This window comes from Sphingobium sp. WTD-1, from assembly GCF_030128825.1.
Taxonomy (GTDB): Bacteria; Pseudomonadota; Alphaproteobacteria; order Sphingomonadales; family Sphingomonadaceae; genus Sphingobium.
The window spans coordinates 5,011,447-5,034,194 of record NZ_CP119127.1 but is presented as its reverse complement, the minus strand read 5'-3'; the positions used below and the strand labels follow the sequence as shown (position 1 = coordinate 5,034,194).

Genomic DNA, 22,748 nt, shown 5'->3' with positions numbered 1-22,748 from the left:
GAAAATCGCTATTTGACCCTTTGGCCGCCCCATGCCAGCCCTCGGCCCAGACAGGGGAGAGGCATGCAGACAGGGATCGATCGGCGCGGTTTCATCGCAGCGGGCGCCGGCCTGTTGATCGGCACGGCCGCCCGATCCGCGTTGCCGGTGATCCGCCAGTCGCACAAGGCACGGATCATCATCGACAATGATTTTGCCGGCGATCCCGACGGCCTGATCGCGCTCGCGCATCAACTGGCGACGAAGGCGGCCCGGCCGGTGCTGGTCACGACATCGGCGCTCGACGCGAAGCTGGCGGCGCTGGGCGGACAGCCAGCCGGCGCAACTGCGGCTGCAGGCAAACAGGCGGCGATCGACCTGATGAAGATCATGGGGTTGACGAACCTCTGCCCGGTGATCGCGGGCAGCGAGCAGTTCGGCGTCGCCGGGGCACAGGCATCGGCGGCGGCACGGGCGATCGTGGCGGAGGCGATGCGGGACGATCCGCTGCCGCTCTTCTTCACCTGCGGCGGGCCGCTCACCAATCTCGCCCAGGCGCTGCAGCTGGAGCCGGCGATCGCCGATCGCATGACCCTGGTGTGGATCGGCGGCGCCGATTATCCGCAGGGCGGCACCGAATATAATCTGTCCACCGATCTGGAAGCCGCGCGCGCCGTGATCGAACGGAGCCGCATGCCGATCTGGCAGATAGCGGCCGGCGCCTATCGCCAGTTGCAGATGTCGGTGGCGGAAATGACGGCGACCTTGCAGCCGATGTCGGCGACGACCGCATGGCTCTATGGCCGCTATGCCGATCTGCCGCCTTTCGTCCAGCTGGGCGGCGCCATCACTCTGGGCGATAGCCCGATGGTGTTGCTGACGTCCGTGTCTGCGGAGAGCAGCGCCTCGTCGATCATCGCCGGTCGGCGCCTGCTGGACGATTCCCGCTATGGCGCGGAAATCCCCGGCCGGTCGATCCGGCTCTTTACCCAGCTCGATGCGCGGCTCGCGCTGGCCGATTTCCTGGCGCTGATGCAGCCGCGCAGGGACTAGCGCGCGATCTCGATCCGGTCGTCCACAATCCGCAATTCATAGACCCTGATGGGTGCCTTCGCCGGCGGGTTCATGGCGCGGCCGGTTTCCAGGTCGAAGCGCGCGCCATGGACCGGGCAGGCGATCCAGCCCGCGCGCACCCGGCCGCAGGCGAGTGGCTCGTCGGCATGGGAGCAGCGATTGGCGACCGCGAACAGCCGGCCATTGCTGTGGCACAGGAGAATGCTCTCGCCGTCGACGGCGACGGCCCTGGTGGTGCCTGGCGGCACATCGTCGACATGGGCGACAGCAGTGAAGGTCAGCATGGTCATGGCCCCATTCATCATGGGCCGGCGGGCACGGCAATTGCCCGCAACCCGATGCGCGTGCCGGTGCAAGCGGCGCTGCCGCTCGGGTCATTCCGCTTCGTTGCCCCGCCTTCGATAGTGGCCGGCAGAAGAACAGAGCGGGAGAGGGCGATCCGTGCGCCGTGACTATTATCAGCATGCCTATGTGACCACCGACTGGCGCCGGGCGATGGACGAGATTGGCGCGCTGCACGGCATCGGCCATTATATGGAAATGCCCGATGCGCTGTTCGACACCGGGCAGGACCGGCAGGCGGTCGCCCATTTCGCGCTGGCGACCAGGGATGAACTGCAGTTCGAGATCATCCAGCCCCTGTCGGGCGACATCGCCGTCTATCAATGGGGCCTGCCGGCGGAGGGCTTTGGCCTTCATTATCATCATCAGGGCCGGCATTTCGGCGATCGCGCCGCCTTTGATGCGGCGGTCGCGGCGGCCAAAGCCCGCTGGGCGATGCCGATCGCCTGGGACACGATGGGCGGCACCTATGCCTATTTCGATGCGCGGGCGAATCTGGGTCATTATCTCGAATATTTCTGCTTCCCGCCCGGATCGCATCTCGACGCGGTGCCGAGCTTCTGATGATGGACAGCTTCGACCTCATCGTCGTCGGATCGGGCGCGGCCGGCGCCATGGCAGCCTTGCGGGGCACCGATCTCGGCCTCTCCGTCCTGATCGTGGAGAAGGCGCATCAATTTGGCGGCACGTCCGCGACCTCGGGCGGGGTGATGTGGGTGCCCGGCCATGGGCTGGACGGCGACCAGGGCGACAGCGCGGCCGAGGCGTTGCGCTATCTGCGCAGCGTCATTGGCGTGCCGGTCGATGCGGAACGGCTGGCCGCCTATGTCGATCGCGCGCCGGAAATGCTGCGCTTCCTCAAGGACAGCGGCGTGCCGGTGATGGCGGCGGCCTGGCCCGATTATTTTCCCGATGCGCCGGGCGCGCGGGCGGATCGCTCGATCATCTGCCCCACCTTCGACGGGCGGCAATTGGGTGATGATCGCTATCCGCTGATGCGTGCCCAATATAGCCGGTTCACGCTGTTCCGCCGCTATGCGATGGACCTTGGCCAGACCTTCGCGCTGATGATGCAGCAGCGCGGCTGGCGCTGGACCGCGGCGAAGATGATTGCGCGCTACTGGCTCGACATCGGCACGCGGCGGCTGTCGGCGCGGGATCGGCGCTTCACCCAGGGGGCGGGGCTGATGGGCGCGCTCTACCAGCAATTGTTCGCGCGCGGCGTCGAACTGCGGCTGGAAACCGCGCTAGAGGGGCTGACACTGGGTGCCGACGGCCGCGTGTCGGGCATCACCGTCCGTCGCTTCGGGCAGGGGCAGCAGATTGGCGCGCGCCATGGCGTGGTGCTGGCGGCCGGCGGCTTTGAATGGAATCAGGCGCTGCGCGAGCGTTTCTACCCGGTGCCCGGCCTCGCCCGCCACAGTTCCACCCCGGAGGAAGGCAATCGCGGCGAGGCACTGATCGCGGCGGAGGCGATCGGCGCGTCGCTCGCCCATACCGATCAGGGCTGGTGGATACCGACCATGGCCCTGCCGGCGCCGGGTGCGGCCAATTTCCACGAAATCCACCAGGCCGCCTTCGATGTCGGCCGGCCGTGGAGCGTCTGCGTCAACCGGCTGGGGCTGCGCTTCGTCAATGAAGCGACCGGCTATGACCGGTTCGGCCAGGCGATGGTGGCGGATCAGGTGAAGACCGGTGCCAATATGCCCTGCTGGCTGATCTTCGATGCCAAGTTCCGGGCGAAGTTCAGCGCCGGCGGGCTGATGCCCACGGTCCATACGCCCGACCATCGCATCCCCGGCCATTGGTGGGACCATTATGTCTTCCGTGCCGGATCGATCGAGGAACTGGCGCGCAAGATCGGCATCGCGCCGCAGGCGGTCAGCGAAACCGTGCAGGTGATGAACGGCTATGCGCAGACCGGCGTCGATCCCGAATTTGGCCGGGGCGGCAATATCTATGATCGCTTCTTCGGCGATCCCGGCGTCTCCCCCAACCCCAATCTGGGGCCGATCGATACCGCGCCCTTCTATGCGGTGCCGATCAACAATGGCGATCTGGGCACCAAGGGCGGGCTGCGCTGCGATGCGCAGGCACGGGTGCTGGATGGCGGCGGACGGCCGATTCCGCATCTTTATGCCGCCGGCAATTGCGCCGCGAGTCCCTTTGGCGACTGCTATCCCGGCGCCGGCGCGACGATCGGTCCGGCGCTGACCTTCGGCTTTGTCGCAGCCGAGGATATTGCGGCGCGGGCGAATGACGAACAGAGGATGACGGCATGACGGAACAGAAGGTCGCGATCGTCACCGGCGCGGCGGGCGGCATTGGCGCGGCGATCGTGCGCGTCCTGTGCGCCGATGGCGTGGCCGTGCTGGGCACTGGTCGCAGCGCGGACAAGCTCGCCGCGCTGGCGGCCGCGCTGCCGCAGGACGCCGCCTTTGCCTTCGTCGCGGCGGACATTGGCGAGGATGATGCGCCGGGCAGGATCGTGGCGGAGGCGCTGGCACGGTTCGGGCGGGTCGATCATCTGGTCAACAATGCTGGCGCGGGGGTGTGGGCGCCGGTGCATGACACCAGCGACGCCATGCTGGACGAAGTGATCGGCCTGTCGCTGCGCGCGCCGTTCCGGCTGTGCCGGGCCGTGTTGCCGCATATGGGCATGGGGTCGGCGATCGTCACCATCGGGTCGACCTTCGGCATCATGGGCGGGATGGATGGCGGCATTTATTGCGCGGTGAAGGCGGGGCTGACCGGCCTCACCCAGACGATGGCGGCGCAATATGGCGAACAGGGCATCCGCTCCAACATCGTCGCGCCGACCGTGGTGCGCACGCCGATGACCGACGCCGCCTGGGATTATCCCGCCTTCCAGCGGATCAACCAGGGGCTGACCCCCTTCTACCGCGATTGCGCGCCGGAGGATGTCGCCCATGTCGTCGCCTTCCTCTGTTCCGACAAAGGCGAATATATCAATGGCCAGGTGATCGCGGTGGATGGCGGCTGGTCGACCACCCGGATGATCAACAGCCGCTTTGCCGGCTAGAGCGTTCTGAAATCGGCTGGAACAGCCGATGGCTCGCAGAATGCGAAAAACAAAAGACAATTGGAGCGCAGGCCGATTCAATCTAATCGGCTAGCGCTCCAAGATCGTCGCGCAGCGCGCCCTCGTCCCGGTCCAGCGCGTCGAGCGTCGCCAGCGCCATGGCGCGATAGGCCGGCAGCAGTTCGGGTGCATGCGCGCTCAGCGCCGTCAGGTGATTGCCGATCGTCTCCCGATCGCCGCGCAGCAGCGGGCCGGACAGAGCATCGATCCCGCGATCCAGGCTGTTGTCGAGTGCGGCCCGGACCAGCGGCGCCAGCAGCGCGCCGGGCTCCGCCACGCCGGCCGCGACCAGCGCGTTGGAGGCACCGGCGATCAGCGTCACCAGATGATTGGCCGCATGACAGAGCGCGGCATGATAGAGGGCGCGATGCGCCTCCGCGATCTCGACCGCCACACCGCCCAGCAGCGCGACCAGCTTGTGCGCCGCCGCGATAGAAGGCGCATCGGCCCCGGTGATGGCGAAGCGGGCGCCCTGCATCCGCGCGACTTCGACCGCCGGATCGCCGGTGAAGGTCATCGCTGGATGGACGGCGGCGGTGGTCGCGCCCTGTGCCCGGAGCGGGTCAAGCAGCGCCGCGCCGCTGCGCCCGCTGACATGGCAGATGGTCGCGGACAGGGGCGTGGTGGCGAGGTCCGCGATCACCGCCGGCAGGGCATCGTCCGCCACCGCCAGCAGGATCAGGTCGCAATTGGATGACAGCGAAGATGACAGGGTAACGGCCTGCGCACGGCCGATCGCCTCGACCACAGCGGCGGCATGCTCCGGATTGCGGCCCTGCACCAGGATCGGCGCGGCGCTGTGCGGCGCCAGTGCCAGCCCCAGCGCGCGCGCAACCCGGCCGGTGCCGATGATAGCGATCTGGCGATAGGCGGGATGCTCGGTCATGGCGCGCCTATATCCCGGCCGGTGCGGCTCCTCTAGCCCGGATTGGTGGCGGTCACGATCCAGGCGGCGCCGTCGATCAGGATCGCCGTCTCGCCCGGTCTTGCGGCAAAGGCCTGGCGCACCGCCTGGGCGGCGCGATCCCGTACATCGGCGGCCTGATCGGCCAGCGCGCGGGAGAGTGGGCCGACCTCGAACGCCATGGCGAGCGCATCGTCCAGCGCGGCCTCACGGTTGGCACCCTGGCCGAAGGGGATGAGGCTATCGATCGGGGCAAGGTCGATTGCGGCAAAGCCGGTCTCGGTCAGGATGCGCGTTACCCGTGCCGGATCGCCAAAGGAAAAGGGGCCGGGTGCTTCGGGGTCGGGCGGCGTCAGCGGCGGCACGATGTCGCGGATCGCGCCCATCGGCAGGCGCACCCAATCATTGTCCGCCGCCGCGCGCCAGCAGACGAAGGCGATCCGGCCGCCAGGACGCAGCCAGCGCCGCATATGGGCGAAGCTGGCCACCGGATCGTCGAAGAACATCACGCCAAAGCGCGAGAAGAGCAGGTTGAAGCCATGGGTGGTCAATGTCGCGCTGCCGGCATCGGCCAGGGTGTAGCGGATCGGCAGGTCGGCGGGCTGCTGCGACTGAGCCAAGGCAATCAGCGGTCCGGAAATGTCGAGGCCCAGCACTTCACCGGTTGCGCCGACCTGGCGGGCAAGGGCGATGCTGCTGGTGCCCGCGCCGCATCCGACGTCCAGCACGCGCTCGCCCGGCTGAACCGTCGCCGCCGTGATCGCCGCATCGCCAAAGGGCGCGAGCATCGCATCGAGCCGCTGCCGGTGCGTGACCCAGCGTTCGCCGCTCGATCCGTTCCAGTCGGACACCTGATAGACATTGGGCTGCGCCATTTGCTTTCCTTTTTGCGAATCGTTCGCAAAAATCTAATGGCTGCGGACCAACTTGCAAGAGCGGGCAATCACCAAATGACGCGACGGGCGATCAGGTCGTCAATTTCGCTGTTACTCAATCCCAATATCTCGCCATAGACCAGATGGTTATGCTCGCCGAGCAAAGGTGCGCCACGGGTGATGCTGGCCTCGTCCGGTGTCATGCGCCAGCCCGGCCCGATGATCGGTCGCGGCTCGCCCTTGGCGTCGCTGACCATGCGATAGGCGCCCAGCGCCCAGAGCGCCTCGCTGCCGATCAGGTCGAGCGAGGACTGGCTGCGAAAGGCCGGCACGCCCGCCAGAAGCAGAGCCTGCGCCATCGCCTCGGCATCCCATTCGGGACTGCGTTGGGCGATCGTCGCGTCGAGCGCGTCCCGGTTGGCCAGCCGGTCGGACGCATCGGCGAAGCGGGGATCGGCGACAAGCTGGGGTGCGCCGATGGTAGCGCAGAAAGCCGCCCATTCGCGATCGTCGGCGATGGCCATGCTCAGCCATTGCCCCTCCGCGCACGGGTAGCAGCCATGGGGCGCCATGGCGGCATGGGCGTTGCCCGTCGCCTGCGGCAGCTCGCCGGTCAGGCCATAGGCGAACAGGCTGTCACCGACCATCATCGACAGCGTCTCGACCGCCGACAGGTCGATAAACTGGCCCTCGCCGGTCGTCTCGCGATGATGGAGTGCGGCGACGATCGCCAGTGCGGCGGCCGCGCCGACGGTCGAATCGCCATAGCGGATATTCATGCCGGCCGGCGTCTCGCCGGCATGGCCGACCAGCGCGTTGAGCCCGCCCAGCGCCGCGAAACAGGGGGCATAGCCGGTCTGGTAGCCGAGCGGCCCGTCGCTGCCATACATTTTGATCGAGAGCTGGATGATGTCGGGGCGGATCGCGCGGACATCCTCATAGCCCAGGCCCGATCGCTCCATCGCACCGGGCCGCAGATTGTCGATCAGCACATCGGACGCGGCGATCATCGCGCGCAGATGGGCCATGCCCTCGTCCGATTTCATGTCGAGCTGGACGCTCAGCACCTCCTGATTGATGCTGCGGAAATAGGGCGCGCTGTCGATGTCGACCCCGCCATAGGCGCGCATCTCGTCCAGATTGGCGCGGCTTTCGACCTTGATGACCTCCGCGCCGAGGAAGGCGAGCAGCTTGCCGGCATAGGGGCCGGCCCAGACCTTGGCGATTTCCAGCACACGGATGCCGGCGAGCGGTCCGCCCCGGCTCATGCCAGCATCGCCTGATCGGCGCCCGCCGCAGGAGCCGGGCTGTGCAGCCGCACCGGCGAGGCGCTCATGCGATAGGGCACGGTGGGATGCCGTGCGCCGTCCAGCGGCTGGAAGAAGCCGCGATGCCGATATTGGACATGGTCGATCAGGTCGGCGGCGCTGTTGACCTGCACCAGCGGGACACCCGCCTGCTGCGCCGCCTGTGCCACTGCATCCTTGGCCTGGGTCGCGATCCAGGCGCGGAAATGCCGGCGGAAATCGGCGACCCGGTCGGGGGTGCAATGATATTCCAGCCAGTCCTCCGGGAAGGCTGCGGTCCAGTCGGGATCGCCCATCAGCGCGCACAGCCCGCGCCAGTGCGCACGCGTCGTCATCAGCAGATAGACATGGCCATCGGCGCAGGCAAAGGCCGCGCCCGGTCCACCCATGTCATAGCGGGTGCGCTCCGGCCCCGGCTCCGCATCCCCGGCAAGCATCCGCCCCAGCACGCAGTCGGCGCGCGAAAGCTGGACCGCGACCTCGCTGATGTCGATCGCCTGTCCCATGCCGGTCCGCCGCTTGCGCAGCAGCGACGCGGCAGTGCAGAGCGCGGCCTCCAGCCCCGCCTCATAATCGCTCATGAACCGGCCTGCGCCCATCAGCGGTGGCCGGTCGGGCGCGCTCTCGCTGGGCGTGTGCCAGGCCCAGCCACCGGCATTCATCACGTTGATCGGGCGCGCGACCTGCCAATGGGGCGGGGCGTCCTGGCCAAAGGGGGTGATGACGCAATGGACGATATCGGGCTGGCTCTCCAGCGCCAGTCCGTGCTGCGTCGCCCAGTCCGGCCCATGATCGTCGATCAGCGCATCGGCGCGCGCCAGCAGCCGGTCGATCAGCGCGCGGTCCTGCGGCGCTTCAAGATCGAGCAGCACCGATTTCTTGTTGCTGTTGAGATAGCGGAACAAGGTGCTCTGCCCGTCATGAAACGACCCCATGGCGCGGGTCGGCGCGCCGCCGGGCCGTTCGATCTTGATCACTTCCGCGCCGAAATCGGCGAGCAGCCGGCCGGCAAATTCGCCCGCCACCCGCTCCGCCGTCTCCACGATCACCAGCCCGGCCAGCGCCGTCATGGCTGGCGCACCAGCAGATAGTCGCCGACATCATCGACCCGTGCCTGCCAGCCGGGATAGACGGCGATGGTGGTGAACAGCTCCTCGATGATTGCCGGGCCGGTGACGCGGGCGCCGGGGATCAGGTCCGGCCCCTTGTGGATCGCGACATCGGCAAAGCCATGGCCCAGATTGGCGCGGCGATAGCCGTGCGGCGCGGGTTCCACGACCGGCGCGGTGAAGCCGCCGCCTGCGGGTGGCATCGGTGTTTCGACCTGGGCGGTCAGACGCACGCCGGTGATCTCGGGCACTTCGCCCTCACGAACATGGCCATATTCGGCCAGATGCCGCGCGTTGAAGGCGGCGAGGGCGCGGGCCGACAGCGTCTCGTCGACAAAGCCCAGATCATCCAGTCCCTGGCCTTCATGCAGGTCGAAGGTCAGCGCCCAATTCTGCCCGGCATAGCGCATCGCGACCCGCCAGCGCGCCTGCACTGCATCGGCGGCAAAGCCCGCCTCGGCAAAATGCGCGGCGGCATCGGCGGCCAGATCGGCCCACAGGCCGCGCAGCCGGTCGAGGTCCAGCGCATCGGCGCGCGCACTGCACGATCGTTCCTCATCGATCGCCGGATGGGCGACCAGCGTACCGAGCGCGGAGAAAGTGGGGGAGGCGCGCGGCACCAGCACCTGGCCGATCCCCAGATCCTGCGCCTGGATCGCGGCGAAGGCCGGGCCGTTGCCGCCATAGGCCAGCATCACCATGTCGGTCGGGTCCATGCCCTTGGCCGCCGTCGTGCGCCGCACCGCCTGGGTCATGTTGGCGTTGACCAGCCGCCAGCAATCGAACGCCGCCTGCTGCGCATCATAGCCCAGCTGCGCGCCCAATGCCGCGAAGGCCTCCGCCACGCCCTCGTCGCGCAGGCGGAAGCTGCCGCCGGCAAAGCCCTCGCCGATGGAGAGGATGCCCAGCATCAGCAGCGCGTCGGTCACGGTCGGCCGCAACCCGCCCCTGCCATAGCAGATCGGCCCCGGCGCCGCGCCGGCGGAGGCGGGGCCGACCTTCAGCTCGCCCTTGTCGACATGGCAGATTGATCCGCCGCCCGCGCCCAGCGTTTCCACCTGCACCATCGGCACGCCGACCAGATAGCGGTGATGCATATTCCATCCCGCTTCGGCTGGAGCCGCGCCGTCCCGCACCACCGACATGTCATAGCTGGTGCCGCCCATGTCGACGCACAGCAGGTTGCGATAGCCTTTGGCGCCGCCGGTCCGCGCCGATGCGATGACGCCGCCGGCCGGGCCGGAGGCGAGCAGGCGGATCGGCGCGGCTTCGATATAGGTGCGGGTCATCACCCCGCCGGATGCCTGCATCACCATCAATTGCTTTGCATAGCCGGCGTCGGCGAGCCGACTGACCAGCCGTTCGAGATAGGCATTCACGCGCGGCGCGACATAGGCGTTCACCACCGTCGTGCTGATCCGGTCATATTCGGGCGCGCGCGACAGGATGCGGTGGCCGAGCGAGACGGGGATGCCGGGCATCTCCTCCGCCACGATCTGCGCCACCCGATCCTCATGATCGCCGTTCACATGGGCGAAGATCAGGCCGATCGCGACGGATTCGACGCCTTGCTTGCGCAGCCTGGCACAGGCCTCGCGGACCGCCGCCTCGTCCAGTTCTTCATGCACGCTGCCATCGGCCAGCACCCGTTCGGGCACGGTCAGCCGGCGGCGGCGCGGCACGATCGGGATTGGCGGCTCCAGCCGCACGTCCCAGATGCTTTCCTTGTAGCCGCGCCGATATTCCATTTCGTCGCGGAAACCCTGGGTGGTGATGAGGCCGGTGACGGCGCCGTCCATCTCGATCAATATATTGTCCGCGACCGTGGTGCCGTGGACGATCGCCTCGCAGCGGGCGAGGAAGGCGCCCAGCGACAGCCCCTCCTTGCCGGCCAGCGTCTCCAGCCCCTCCATCACGCCGATCGAGCGATCCTGTGGGGTGCTCAGATTCTTGTGCAGGATGACCTGCCGGTTCTCTGGCCCATCCTTCAGCAGGGCGAAGTCGGTGAAGGTGCCGCCAATATCGATGCCGACGCGATAGCTCATGCCGCGATCCGCTCCCCGCGCAATGCTGCCGTGGCGGCATGGTCCACCGCCAGGCTGTAATCTTCCAGACTGCCGGTCAGCACCACGCCATAAAGGTCGCGGGCGGCGGCGATGCTCACCAGCTCGTCCAGCACATCCTCGCACACCGCCTGCGGATCGCGGCGCAGCGCCGGGCCGAAACCGGCACCACCACCATGCTGATAGGCGATCACCGCGCCCGCCGGCAGCTGCGCCCGTGCCGTCAGTTCGACCCGATATTCTTCGGGCGTCCCGACCTGAAAATGATTGAGATAGGGGGTGCCGTCGGCGCCACCGGCCAGGCCGCTGATCGGATGGTCATGGCTGACCATCCAGGCCATCGCCATCGCCGGTTCCAATATCTGCTTCACATTGCGGCTGCCCGGCATGCCGCGCCACTGGCCCGCGCCGCCGCTGTCGGTCACCAGTTCGCGGCTGATGTTGATCACCGGGAAGCGCGCCTCGCCATCCTCCGCCTGCGACAGCAGCAAATTGCCGAGCGAGACCGGGCAGCTGCCCCAGCCGTCAATGCCCTGCACCGCCGATACGTCCATCGAACGGCAATCGACGCCCTGGTCCATCCACATCTGGCCGTGCGGATCAAAACCGATCACCGCATTGGGCATGCCGATCTTGTAGACCTGCGGCGCGGACCGGTCGGGGGCGACCTGCGACAGGGCGACGCACACCGCTTCGGTAATCTCGCAGGCGGGGTGGAAGGAGCCGAGCGCCGCCGGGCGATTGGGCGCGGGATGGGCGATGCAGCCTTCGGGCAGGATGATCTCGACCGCGTTGAACAGCCCTTCATTCTTGACGATGTCGGGATCGATACTGGCGGCGATCTGGGTCATGATATAACCGCGCGAATTGGCAAAGGTGTTCCACACCCCGACCAGATCCTGCCGATCGTCGGTGCCGCTGAGGTCGACGGTCAGCTGGTCGCCGGCGACGGTGCAGCCGACCTGGACGCGGATATCCCTGGTCCCCATCGTGTCATGATCGATATGGACGGTCGCATCATAGCGGCCGTCGCGCCAGGCGGAGACGGTGGCGCGCATCTGCCTTTCCGACTGGTCGATCGCATGATTGACCGCCGCGCGCACCATGTCCGCGCCCCATTTGTCGAGGATCGCGCGGATCGAGACGGTTGCCTTCTCGACCGCGCCGATCATCGCGGCGAGATCGCCGGCGAAGCTGGGGAAACGGTTGTTTCGTTCGAGCAGATGGATGGCGTCGCGCCGCTTCTCGCCGCGATGGACCAGCTTCAGGCAGGGGATGGCCAGTCCTTCGGTAAAGATGTCGGTGGCGTCGAGGGTGAAGCCGCCCGGATCCTTGCCGCCGGTATCGCCCTGATGCGCCTGCAGCGCCTGGACCAGCACAAGGTCGCCCGCCGCGTCATAGACCGGCGCATAGACATTATAGTCGGGCAGGTGGCCGCCGCCATAATCGGGGTCGTTGCCGACGAAGACATCGCCCGGCCCCCAGTCATAGGCATGCTGCTGCATCAGCCCGTAGCGGACCGTGAGTTGCGACACGAAGGTCAGATGCGGCGTACCGATCGACCCCATGGCCAGCCGCCCATGGGCATCGACGATCGCCGCATTGCGCTCGTTCGACTGGTTGATGATCGGCGAGGAGGCCGCGCGGCCGAGATGGGTCGTTGCCTCATAGCAGACCGTTTCCAGCGCGCCGCGAATGATGCTGGCGGTGACCGGATCGATCACCGTTGCGGTCGGCAGGGGCGGGCGCTTGGCGGCCAGTTGCGCGTTCAGGGCAAAGGTCATGGGCCGGCCTCAGCGTCCGGGCCGCAGCGGCGGCATGGCGACATAGCGATCGACCGCCTGCTCGAAATGGCGGATGCGGATTTCCTGATAATTGCCCAGCGTCAGGCCGCGCTTGGCGCTCGCCTCTATCCCTTCCTGCTGAAGGAAGAGGTTGTCGGTATCCTGATCGAGGATCTTGCCAAAGCCGGCATCCATGCCCGGCGCCTCGCAGAAGCTTTGTTCGTCCGTCAGCAGGATCGGCTCGGCCGGTTCGGGCCGCGCGCCGCCATCCGGCACCGGCCGCAGGAAGAACACCTCATAGATGCAGCGGCGATGATCCTTCGGGTCCGGGCGGAAGCGATAGACCATCGGCAGCGACACGCCGGGGAAGAGGTAGGTGTTGGGGAAGAGGGTGTAGGAGAAGCAGTCGAGCATCTCGCTGTCGGATGTGGCGCTGAGGTCGCTGCCGGTGGCCGCGCCGAACATGGTGCGGAACAGGTCGGCCATCGCCTGGCGCGCGGTGCCGTCGCCCACTTGCGGCCGGTCCTCGCTCAGCACCGATGCGTCGCCGACGGTGAACTGGTCGAGAATATCCTGCTCGGAAAAGCGCCCCTCCAGATGCGGAGAGGCGACGCCCAGGCAGGAGATGAAGCGGTTCACATGATCGCCATAGACATCATATTGGCTGTTCGCGTCGGCATTGGACGGGGCCACCTGCGGGTGGGTCTCGATCACATGATAGGCCTCCATGAAGGCCTCGATCGTCAGCTTCCAGTTGGCCGGAAAGCTCTTCTGGACATGGAGGTGGATATAGCGATCCTCCAGCTTCCACGCCTTTATATGGGCCAGCGCCTCAGCGCCCAGATACGCCTCCAGGCTGGGTGCGTCCGGGTCCATGTTGATCCACACGAAGCCGCCCAGCATCTGCACGCGGACCTGCGGCAGGCTGTTGTTGGCCGGGTCGACATGGGGAAAGTCCCAGGGGCAGGTGATGCTCTTGCTGGACCCGTCGACGTTCCAGCTCCAGCCATGGAAACTGCATTTGAACTCGCTGGCACAGCCGGCCGATCCCGAGGCGCGCAGCTTGGTGCCGCGATGCAGGCAGGCATTATAATAGGCGCGGATTTCGTCCGCCGCGACACGGGTGATGATGAAGCTATGGCGGCCGATCTCATAGACCTGATAGTCGCCGACTTCCGGTATATGCTCCTCGCGGCAGGCGAATTGCCAGCTGCGCGTCCACAGGCTGTCCATCTCGCGCCGCGCGAAATCGGGATCGATATAGCGATCGGTGGAAATGTCCTCGCTGCCCAGGAAGGCGTAGGATTCGCTGCGCACCCAGCCGGGCGCGGCGACCTTGTCGCGGGCGATGATATCCTGCGTGCTGATCGCCGGGCAGCGGGCATCGCCCGCCGCCACGGGGCCGCTTTCCATGTTCATGCAACTCTCCGTTGGGCGGGCGTGGCACAGTCGATCAGGCCGAGCGCGATGCTGTGGATCGCGCCGTCCTTCATCACCATGGCCAGCCGGTTCTTGTCTTCGAGGATGGTGACGTCGGCCAGCGGATCGCCGTCCACCAGCAGCATGTCGGCGAGCGCGCCGGGCACCAAAGTGCCAAGATCGCCCTGGTCGCGCATCGCCTGCCCGCCATTGCGGGTGGCACAGGCCAGCGCGCCGGCGGCGTCATAGCCATAATAGTCGATCATCAGCTGGATATCGCGGGCGTTGGTGCCCTGCGGGTTCCAGGCCAGGCCATAGTCGCCGCCGATCAGATGGCGGATGCCGCGCTTGCGCAATTCGGTGTGAGTCTCGACCGATGCTTCGATCAGTGCGGCTATGCCCATCGCGTCGCAGGCGGCGCGGCTGATCCAGGGTTCGCCATGATGGATCATCGCATGGAACAGTCCGATCGAGGGCGCGATGACGATCCGGTCCTTCGCTTCCTCCAGCATGTCGAGCAGTTCGCTGTCGGCATATTCGACATGGAACAGGCCATCGACTCTGGCGCGGACGCAATATTTGCTGCCTTCTATCGACCGGCTATGGGCGTTCACCTTGCGGCCGAAAGCATGAGCGGTGTCGACCGCCATCTGCACTTCCGCGAACGCCATCGGCGTCACATGGGCCGGACTGCCGGGATAGAAGGGGTCGCCCGAGACATCGAGCTTGATATTGTCGCAACCCTCGCGGATCGCCAGCCGCACCGCGCGGCGCATCTCCTCCGGCCCGTCGACGACGCAGGATATGCCGATGCGCGGATTGTGCAGTCTGCTCTCGTCGCCCATGCCGCCGGTGACCGTGATCTCGGTCGATCCGGCGCGGATACGGGGGCCGGGGATATGGCCGGCATCGACCGCGTCGCGCACCGCGACGTCCAGTTTGAGCTTGGCCGCCGACGCGCCATAGCAGCTGGTGAAGCCCTGATCGATCAGGCGTCCAGCCATGCGCGCGGTGATGAGCGTGTGCGCTTCGGGCGAGGGCGCGATCAGATCTTCGGTCGAGGCGGCGTCGCCGAAGGAGATATGGGCATGGCCTTCGGTGAGGCCGGGCATCAGCGTCTTGCCGCTGCCGTCGATGACCTGATCGGCCGGCGCGCGGCCGGCACTGGCATCCGGCCCGACCGCAAGGATGCGGTTGCCTTCAATCAGCAGGTCGCCGGCAAAGGCAGGCGCGCCGGTGGCATCCCAGATGGTGGCGTTGGCGATGAGCGTCGTCGGCACGAATGGCATCCTCTTCTGCGGTGAAGATTAGGCCGCGCCCTTTCCTGACCCAATGACTGCACGCGCACTTGGCGTGTCCTCTCGCCGCCGCCCGGCCTGCCGCGCCAGTCAAGCGGCTGCGCGGCGCCATGCCTTTCCGCCCCGGCCCGGGTCCGCCATCCTGCCCCTTCATGAGGAGAAGGATGTCGATGGTGCGGGTCACCTTTGTGGATGTGCATGGCGTGGAGCAGGCGGTCGCCGGGGAGGGTGACCTGTCGCTGATGGAACTGGCCAAGGCGAACGGGATCGACGGAATCGCGGCCGATTGTGGTGGCGCCTGTTCCTGCGCGACCTGCCTGGTCCATGTCGATCCGGCCTGGGTCGATCGCACCGGGGCGCCCGATGAGATCGAATATGCGATGCTCGACATGGTGTCCGATGTCGCGGGCGACACCAGCCGCCTTGCCTGTCAGATCCGCCTGAGCCAGGCGCTCGACGGCCTGCGCGTCGTGGTGGCGCAGCCATGACGCAAGACACCCTGGCGCCCGAAGCGCGCAGCCTGCTCGACACCGCGTCGATGACCGATCCGATCATCTCGGCCCGGCCGCGTGCTTATTATGCGGCGATGCGGTCGCTCGACCCGGTCCATTGGGACGAGAAGCTCGGCATGTATCTGGTGTCCCGCTACGAGGATATCGCTACGATCCAGCAGGATCCGATCACCTATTCGGTGAACAAGGGCTATCACACGCAGCAGGCCAAGGGCTTCCAGCAGGAGTTCCAGCAGATATTGGAGCGCGACGGCGGTGGCTATTTCCCTGACGCGATCATGTCCGACCCGCCCTATCATACCCGCATCCGCAAGCTGATGGAAAAGGCGTTCAGCGCCCATCGGGTGAAGGAACTGGAGCCGCGTATCACCAAGGTCGTGACCGACCTGATCGACAGCGTTGCCGACCGGGGCGAGGCGGACGCGGTGCAGGATTTCGCGGTGCCGCTGACGGTGCGGATCATCTGCGAGCAACTCGGCCTCGACTGGGCGATGAAGGACCGCATCGCGCGCTGGTCGATCGCGGTGACGGCGCAGATCGGCCGGATGCAGGATCGCGCGCAGATGCTGGGCCATGCGCGCGAGATTTGCGACCTGCAACAGTATCTGATCGCCAAGATGCGCGAGCGCGAGGCCGACCCGCGCGAGGACATGATTTCCGACCTGGTCCATGCCCGCGATGCCGATGGCCAGGCGCTGACCTTTGCCGAGGCTGTGTCGTTGATCCGGGCGCTGCTGATCGCCGGCAATGAGACGACGGCGACGGCGCTCGGCAATCTCTTCTACATTCTCGCGACCCGGCCGGAAATCGCGACCTTGCTGCAAGCGTCGGTGGATGACGATCGGTTGATGAACCGTTTCGTCGAGGAATTGCTGCGGATCGAGCCGCCGGTGCGCGGCCTGTCGCGCATGACCACGCGCGAGGTGGAACTGGGCGGGCGCATCCTGCCGGCCGGCGCGCATCTGCTGCTCATGTATGCCTCGGCCAATGATCAGGAGGATGTGTTCCCCGATCCACGCCGCTTCGACCTCGACCGGCCCAATATCGGCCGGCACCTGTCCTTTGGCGGCGGGGTGCATCGCTGCATCGGCCTGGCGCTGGCGCGGATGGAGATCAAGGTCGCGGCGCGCGAGATCGTCCGGCGGATCGGCGATATCGAACTGGCGATCGCGCCCGAGGATATCCGCTATCTGCCGACGGTCGCGACCCAGTCGATCGAGCGGCTGCCGATCCGCTTCACCCGGCGGGGTTGAGGCGCATGGCAGGAGAATTGGCGGGCAAGGTCGCCATCGTCACCGGCGGCGCGGGCGGCATCGGCCGGGCCACGGTGGAGCTGTTCGTGGCGGAAGGTGCCAACGTGCTGATCGCCGACCGCGATGTCGCGGCCGGCACCGCGCTGGCCGCCGCGCTCGGGCCATCGGCGCTGTTCATGGCGGTCGATGTCGCCGACCGGGCGCAGGTGCAGGCGATGGTCGCGCGCGCGGTCGATGCCTTTGGCGGGCTGCACATCCTGTTCAACAATGCCGGGATCAGCTGCGCGCCCTTCCCGCATTTCCTGGACGACAGCCTGGCCGATTTCGATCGGGTGATGGCGGTCAATCTGCTCGGCCCGATGCTGGGGACGCAGGCGGCGGCCCGGCACATGAAGGATCATGGCGGTGGCGTCATCCTCAACAACGCCTCGATCGCGGGCCTGCTCGCCGGACAGGCGATGATGAGCTATCGCGCGTCCAAGGCGGGGCTGATCCAATTCTCCAAGTCGGTGGCGATTGACCTCGCGCAGCATGGCATCCGCGTGAACTGCCTGGTGCCCGGCCATATCCGCACCAGCCTGTCGTCCTTCAGCGCGCAGGGGGCAGAGGCGGACCGGGCGGCGCGGGTCGATGCCGCGATCGACGCGGTCTATCTCTCCAACCAGCCCTTGAAGCGGCGCGGCGTGCCGGAGGATGTGGCGCAGGCGGCATTGTTCCTGGCCAGCGACCGCGCGCGTCAGATCACCGGCATCGCCATGCCGGTCGAGGGCGGCGTAGTGGCCGGCGATCCGGTCAACCATCTGGAGGATATATTGGCGGCGCGGGCCGGTGCCCTCTCCGGTTGAACTCATCCAGCGGCAGAAGGGGTACGCAACATTTCCCGCAATTGGGTGATGAGGATACCGCTCCGTTCGGCTGCTTCATCGACGGGAAGGCCGAAGCAGGCCTTGCGATGCCCCGACGCGAAGCCGGAAAAAAGCGCGGCCTCCAGGCCCGAAATCTCGCGTCCCAACAGGGCCTGCAACATGCCACCGCTGGTGCGACCGCGCCGATAGCGCAGTTGCGGCGCAAAGCTGGCGAGGGCGCTATCGCGGGCAGCCGCGAGCATCAGTTCGTCCAGCGCCGACAATGTCCGGTCATTGGCCGGGAAGGGCGTGCGATAGCGGGCCATGACCTCTTCCTCCGACAGGGCGACCGGATCGGCAGGGGCGATGCCCCGGCTGCCCACCACCCGGCGATAGATCATCTCGAACGCGGCACGGACCAGTTCGGCACTCGACCGGAAATTATAGGAGATGACGCCCAGGGTCAGGCCAGCCTTCGCGGCGACGGCGCGATGCGTGAGGGCACCCATGCCGTCCCGCGCCAACACGTCGGCGGCCGCTTCGGCAACCTGTTCCATCGTTCCGCCGGTGATGATCTGTTCGGGTAGTGCCAGATCGGCCTGCGCTCGCGCATAGAGGCGCCAGTCGCCATCGCGCGCCGGCCGACCGCACAGCCAGTCGTTCCAGCCGCCACACAACTCTTCCAGTCCCGCGCGGTCGATCGGCCGGCGCCAGCGCATCAGGTGCAGCGTGGCCTCGCCATCGAACAGATAGGCCGTGAAGGCGCCCTGGCCCGCATGGCCGCAGCGCGCACAGACATCTTCCCAGAAGTTTCGCCACATTGCCGTCCAGCGTTGGGCGACCGGGCCGTAGCGATCGTCCCGCGCGGCGATCAGCTGGCATTCGCGCCAGGCGAAGGCCAGGCGGCGCTGTTCCTCGCACCATTGGTCGATCAGGGCGGCGAGCAACGGCCCGAAGGCGTCACGCGAAAGGGGGGCGATACCCCCCAGTTCCGCCACCCGCGCCGCGCACCAGCGTTCCGACTCGCGCTGGGCCTGCTCGTGGCTGGATAGAAACAAATGTTCCATTGATCCGAAGTGGTGGTAGATTCCGGACACCGGGGTCTGGGCGAGGCGGCTGATCGCGCGGGCCGATGTGCCGCTCGCGCCATTGCGTTCCCATAGGTCGAGAACGGCCTCGATAAGTCGCTCCATTGTGCCGATTTCCGAGGTTTTTTCCAAATTTTCAGCCGTCGCCATAGCGTCCTTTATGCCATATCCCGCCGAACTGGCAAAGGCTGCGTCGGGGCGATATCCGTGTCTCGCCGCTGTCATATTGCCGCTGTTCCTGTCATCGAACTGAGATACATATGTAACTGCGACTGCATACAAGCGTTCTAACTGCCCCTCCGAATTCAACATCATTCGGGGGATACGCATCATGAACCATTCGTCTGTCCTGCGCCGTCGCGCGCTCATTCTGGCCGGCACCATGCTGATGGGGGCGGGCTTCGTGGCCCCGGCCCATGCGGAGGACGCGCCGCTTGACGAAGGGGATGCCGGCCTTGGTTCGATTGTCGTCACCGCGCAGAAGACCGAGACCAATCTGCAGAAGACGCCGATCGCCATTTCGGTGCTGGGCAGCGACGACCTCAAGGCGCGCAGCGTGGTGAGCCTGAAGGATCTGGGCGACGGCGCGGTGCCGTCGCTGCGCATCGCCCCCTTCGCCTCGCGCAATTCGGCGCTGACCGTCGGCATTCGCGGCATCGTACCGTTTGACGCCAACCAGCCCAGCCGCGACGCGGGCGTCGGCATCTATATCGACGGCGTCTATCTCGGCCGCTCGCAGGGGCTGGGCACCGCCCTGTTCGACATCGAACGGATCGAGGTGCTGAAGGGGCCGCAGGGCACGCTGTTCGGCCGCAACTCGACCGGCGGCGCGCTCAGCATCGTCAGCAGGAAGCCGAGCGGCGCGTTCCACCTCAGCCAGACCATGGGCGTCATGAACTATGACGGCTACAAGGTCGAAACCCATCTCGACCTGCCCAGCTTCGCCAATTTGAGCGTCAAGCTGGATGCGCTCGTCACCAAGCGCGGCGGCACCACTGACAATCCGATGGCGGGCGAGGAGGATTATAACCAGCTCGACCAGCGCGGCATGCATGGTGCAGTGCTGTGGGAGCCGAGCAGCCGCTTCTCCGCCCAATATGATTTCGACACCTCCTATGACGCCAGCACGCCCTATTATTTCCAGATGCTGGGCAAGTCGGACCGTCTGCCGGTCGCGGACATGGTCGAGGTCCAGCCCGATCGCGCCAGGACCGCGGACATCGGCGTGCCGATCCAGAAGAGCATCGGCAAGACCCATGGCCATGCGCTGCATATGGATTGGCAGGTGGCCGATGGCATCAACCTGCGCTCCATCACCTCCTATCGCGAACTGAGCCAGAGCCAATATGACAATGGCGGCGCGCATCAGGGCGCCTTCGCGCCCTATGCCAAGTTCGCGCGCTACAGCCTGGCAGGTCTCGACCAGAATCAGTTCAGTCAGGAAGTGCAGCTGGTGGGGTCGCTCTCGCGCATCGATTTCGTCGCCGGCGCCTATTATTATCATGAAAAGGGCGAGGATTGGGCCTGGGCGCCCTATACCATGCAGTGGGGCGCGACGGCGGCTGACGCGCCGACCCGGCTGCCGACGCTGGAAGCCGGCCAGGTCACGCCTTATCCCGATCGCGCCAGCGACGCCAAGGCCGATAGCTTCGCCCTTTATGGCCAGGCGACCTGGACCCCGGCGATCCTGGACGATGCGCTGCACCTGACCGGCGGCGCGCGCTATACCCGTGACAAGAAGAGCGGCGACCTGTTCAAGGTCAATGGCGTCGACAAGGATTTCCGCTTCGACATTTCCAGCAGCCGGATCGACCCGACCGTCACTCTGGCGTTCGACGCGACCGACAATATCCATCTCTATGGCAAATGGGGGACGGCCTATCGCGCCGGCGGCGCCAATTCCCGCTCCGTCACCTATCGCGCCTATAAGCCGGAGGAGGTCGAGACCTCCGAAATCGGCTTCAAGGGCGAGTTTCTCGACCATCATGTCCGGCTGAACCTGGCCGCCTACAAGACGATCTACAAGAATCAGCAGATCGACTTCAACGCGGTGCTGTCCGAAGTGCCGGGCGGCCCGACCCGCACCACGATCGAGACCGTCAATGTCGATGGCCATGGCACGATCAAGGGCTTCGAGGCGGATCTGGTGGTGATGCCGGTCGAGGGGCTGACGCTGACCGCCGCCTATGCCTATACCAAGGGCGATCTGGCACGGGCGGCCAATCCCTTTGCCGGCAACGCGCTGCAGACCGTGTTCGTGGTCTATACGCCCAAGAACGCCTTCAGCGGCGCGATCGACTATAGCCTGCCGCTCGACTGGGCGACGCTGCGCGCCCATGTCGATGCCAATGGCGGCGATGGCTATCATTCCCAGTCCAGCGACGCGGCGCTGACCGACTCCTCCTTCCTGGTGAATGCCCGCCTGTCGCTCGCCGACATCACGCTCAAGGGCGACGCCAAGCTCCAGATTTCGGCCTGGTCGCGCAACCTGTTCAACGAACAGCACACATTCTTCCAGACCGGCTCCTCGTCGCTGCAACTCGGCATTTTCAACGAACCGCGCACCTATGGTCTGGAAGCCACGGTCCGCTTCTAAAATAGAGGGAGAGAGACGAACATGCGCAAGATGATGATCCGCGCCGCGCTGGCGGCACTGCCTCTGATGATGCCGGCCGCAGTCCTGGCCGGGACCATCGCCGATCCGGTGGTGGAGCGGGTGGCGCCCGACAGGCTGGCGATCCGCTGGAGCGATGCCGATCCGGTCGATCTGTTGCAGGCCGATCGCCCCGATGCCCCCGTCGCCAGCGCTACGCTGGTCTCGGCCAGGGACAAGGATGGCGTGCAGGAGGTGCAGGTGGCGCCGGGCACCCGCCCCTATTTTCTGCTGCGCGACAGCAAGAGCGGCGCGGTGACGCGCGTGGCCGAACGCGTGCTGGTGATGGAGCAATCCTCCAACTTCCGCGACCTGGGCGGCTATCCGGCGGCCGGCGGCAAACATGTCCGCTGGGGCCAGATCTATCGATCGGGCGGCCAGGCCATGCTGACCCCGGCCGATGTGGCGCAGGTGAAGGCGCTGGGCGTCGCCAATCTGGTCGATCTCCGCTCGGACGAGGAACGGCTGTTCGCGCCGACCAAGCTGGACGGCATCCCCTATAATGCGGTCGGCTATTCGATGGCCGCGATGATGCAGGGCATGAAGTTCGATGCCAAGAATATCGACCCGGCCAAGCAGGTCGCGGCCTATGCCGGCACCTATGGCAATATGGCGACCCAGTTGAAGCCGCAGCTGCGTATCGTCTTCGCCCGCCTGCTGTCGAAGGACGGGCCGCTGCTCTATAATTGCTCGGCCGGGCAGGACCGCACCGGCTTTGTCAGCGCGATGATCCTGTCGGCGCTCGGCGTGCCGCGCGATGTCATCTATCGCGACTATGTGCTCTCGACCCCGTCGCGCCGCCCGCAATATGAAGTGCCGCCGATGAGCGATGCCGTGGCGCAGAGCAGCCCGATCGCCGGCATGTTCGCGCAGATGCAGAAGGGCGGAGCGATGGCCAAGGCCAATCCGCTGGTCCTGCCCGACGGCACGCCCTTCCTGACCTATGCCTTCGCCGAAATCGACAAGCGCTGGGGTTCGGTCGATGCCTATCTGGCCCAGGAAATCGGCCTGACGCCGGTGGACATTGCGGCGCTGCGCACCACCTATCTGGAATAGGCACCGCTTATTCCGGATCGGCATGAAGGGCGCGGCGGGATTCATTATCCCGTCGTGCCCGCAAGGCGCTAGGAGGCTGGAAAA

At 66.6% G+C, this 22,748-nt stretch carries 19 protein-coding genes; 9 read left to right on the top strand and 10 right to left on the bottom strand.

Translation table 11 applies throughout. The features are described from left to right. The first annotated feature begins 63 nt into the window (after positions 1 to 63). Entirely contained in the window at positions 64 to 1,032 is a 969-nt protein-coding gene (locus N6H05_RS24910) for a nucleoside hydrolase (protein WP_284112168.1), read from the top strand. Here the strand turns inward: N6H05_RS24910 and N6H05_RS24905 are convergent. Then, a complete protein-coding gene (locus tag N6H05_RS24905) occupies positions 1,029 to 1,343 on the bottom strand; it encodes a Rieske (2Fe-2S) protein (protein WP_284112167.1) in 315 nt (104 codons plus the stop codon). The genes N6H05_RS24910 and N6H05_RS24905 overlap by 4 nt on opposite strands. Before the next feature lie 151 nt (positions 1,344 to 1,494). Here N6H05_RS24905 and N6H05_RS24900 point away from each other — a divergent pair, with 151 nt between their 5' ends. From N6H05_RS24900 to N6H05_RS24890, 3 genes are read left to right on the top strand one after another with little or no spacing between them, the layout of a single operon-like run. Beyond that, positions 1,495 to 1,959 (top strand): hypothetical protein, encoded by a 465-nt coding sequence (locus N6H05_RS24900; protein WP_284112166.1) that lies wholly within the window; start codon positions 1,495 to 1,497, stop codon positions 1,957 to 1,959. After that, positions 1,959 to 3,677 carry an FAD-dependent oxidoreductase gene (locus N6H05_RS24895; RefSeq protein ID WP_284112165.1) on the top strand — a complete coding sequence of 573 codons (1,719 nt, stop codon included), beginning with the start codon at positions 1,959 to 1,961 and terminating at the stop codon, positions 3,675 to 3,677. Before N6H05_RS24900 ends, N6H05_RS24895 begins: the two co-directional genes overlap by 1 nt. Next, positions 3,674 to 4,438 (top strand): SDR family NAD(P)-dependent oxidoreductase, encoded by a 765-nt coding sequence (locus N6H05_RS24890; protein WP_284112164.1) that lies wholly within the window; start codon positions 3,674 to 3,676, stop codon positions 4,436 to 4,438. Before N6H05_RS24895 ends, N6H05_RS24890 begins: the two co-directional genes overlap by 4 nt. An 82-nt stretch (positions 4,439 to 4,520) precedes the next feature. On the opposite strand, the gene N6H05_RS24885 is transcribed toward N6H05_RS24890, so the two are convergent. From N6H05_RS24885 to N6H05_RS24850, 8 genes are all read right to left on the bottom strand, one after another. Beyond that, positions 4,521 to 5,384: a Rossmann-like and DUF2520 domain-containing protein gene (locus tag N6H05_RS24885; protein ID WP_284112163.1), complete on the bottom strand. Its 864-nt coding sequence runs from the start codon at positions 5,382 to 5,384 to the stop codon at positions 4,521 to 4,523. Between the two features lie 32 nt (positions 5,385 to 5,416). Continuing rightward, positions 5,417 to 6,277, bottom strand: coding sequence for a class I SAM-dependent methyltransferase (locus N6H05_RS24880; protein ID WP_284112162.1), 861 nt, complete (start codon positions 6,275 to 6,277; stop codon positions 5,417 to 5,419). A 68-nt stretch (positions 6,278 to 6,345) separates the two neighbouring features. Then, a complete protein-coding gene (locus N6H05_RS24875) occupies positions 6,346 to 7,545 on the bottom strand; it encodes a CaiB/BaiF CoA transferase family protein (RefSeq protein WP_284112161.1) in 1,200 nt (399 codons plus the stop codon). Continuing rightward, positions 7,542 to 8,654 (bottom strand): CaiB/BaiF CoA transferase family protein, encoded by a 1,113-nt coding sequence (locus N6H05_RS24870; RefSeq protein ID WP_284112160.1) that lies wholly within the window; start codon positions 8,652 to 8,654, stop codon positions 7,542 to 7,544. The genes N6H05_RS24875 and N6H05_RS24870 overlap by 4 nt, the downstream gene beginning before the upstream one ends. After that, positions 8,651 to 10,738: a hydantoinase/oxoprolinase family protein gene (locus tag N6H05_RS24865; protein ID WP_284112159.1), complete on the bottom strand. Its 2,088-nt coding sequence runs from the start codon at positions 10,736 to 10,738 to the stop codon at positions 8,651 to 8,653. The genes N6H05_RS24870 and N6H05_RS24865 overlap by 4 nt, the downstream gene beginning before the upstream one ends. Further along, positions 10,735 to 12,540, bottom strand: a complete 1,806-nt coding sequence (locus tag N6H05_RS24860; RefSeq protein ID WP_284112158.1) for a hydantoinase B/oxoprolinase family protein — start codon at positions 12,538 to 12,540, stop codon at positions 10,735 to 10,737. The genes N6H05_RS24865 and N6H05_RS24860 overlap by 4 nt, the downstream gene beginning before the upstream one ends. Positions 12,541 to 12,549: 9 nt before the next feature. Beyond that, the gene (locus N6H05_RS24855) at positions 12,550 to 13,959 is read right to left on the bottom strand and encodes an aromatic ring-hydroxylating oxygenase subunit alpha (RefSeq protein WP_284112156.1); all 1,410 of its coding nucleotides are present in this window, start codon (positions 13,957 to 13,959) and stop codon (positions 12,550 to 12,552) included. Continuing rightward, positions 13,956 to 15,248, bottom strand: a complete 1,293-nt coding sequence (locus tag N6H05_RS24850; RefSeq protein ID WP_284112155.1) for an amidohydrolase family protein — start codon at positions 15,246 to 15,248, stop codon at positions 13,956 to 13,958. Before N6H05_RS24850 ends, N6H05_RS24855 begins: the two co-directional genes overlap by 4 nt. 179 nt (positions 15,249 to 15,427) lie before the next feature. On the opposite strand from N6H05_RS24850, the gene N6H05_RS24845 reads away from it, so the two are divergent. Genes N6H05_RS24845 through N6H05_RS24835 form a run of 3 tightly spaced genes read left to right on the top strand, consistent with a single transcriptional unit; the run spans position 15,428 to position 17,867 of the window. Then, complete coding sequence (locus N6H05_RS24845) at positions 15,428 to 15,745, top strand: 2Fe-2S iron-sulfur cluster-binding protein (protein ID WP_284112154.1); 318 nt, start codon at positions 15,428 to 15,430, stop codon at positions 15,743 to 15,745. Continuing rightward, entirely contained in the window at positions 15,742 to 17,022 is a 1,281-nt protein-coding gene (locus N6H05_RS24840) for a cytochrome P450 (protein ID WP_284112153.1), read from the top strand. Before N6H05_RS24845 ends, N6H05_RS24840 begins: the two co-directional genes overlap by 4 nt. A 5-nt stretch (positions 17,023 to 17,027) precedes the next feature. Next, the gene (locus tag N6H05_RS24835; protein WP_284112152.1) at positions 17,028 to 17,867 is read left to right on the top strand and encodes an SDR family NAD(P)-dependent oxidoreductase; all 840 of its coding nucleotides are present in this window, start codon (positions 17,028 to 17,030) and stop codon (positions 17,865 to 17,867) included. Between the two features lie 2 nt (positions 17,868 to 17,869). Here N6H05_RS24835 and N6H05_RS24830 read toward each other — a convergent pair whose 3' ends face one another. Next, the gene (locus tag N6H05_RS24830; RefSeq protein WP_284112151.1) at positions 17,870 to 19,060 is read right to left on the bottom strand and encodes a TetR/AcrR family transcriptional regulator; all 1,191 of its coding nucleotides are present in this window, start codon (positions 19,058 to 19,060) and stop codon (positions 17,870 to 17,872) included. 226 nt (positions 19,061 to 19,286) lie between these two features. On the opposite strand from N6H05_RS24830, the gene N6H05_RS24825 reads away from it, so the two are divergent. Further along, positions 19,287 to 21,551, top strand: a complete 2,265-nt coding sequence (locus N6H05_RS24825; RefSeq protein WP_284112150.1) for a TonB-dependent receptor — start codon at positions 19,287 to 19,289, stop codon at positions 21,549 to 21,551. 21 nt (positions 21,552 to 21,572) lie between these two features. After that, the gene (locus tag N6H05_RS24820; RefSeq protein ID WP_284112149.1) at positions 21,573 to 22,664 is read left to right on the top strand and encodes a tyrosine-protein phosphatase; all 1,092 of its coding nucleotides are present in this window, start codon (positions 21,573 to 21,575) and stop codon (positions 22,662 to 22,664) included. Positions 22,665 to 22,748 lie beyond the last annotated feature (84 nt).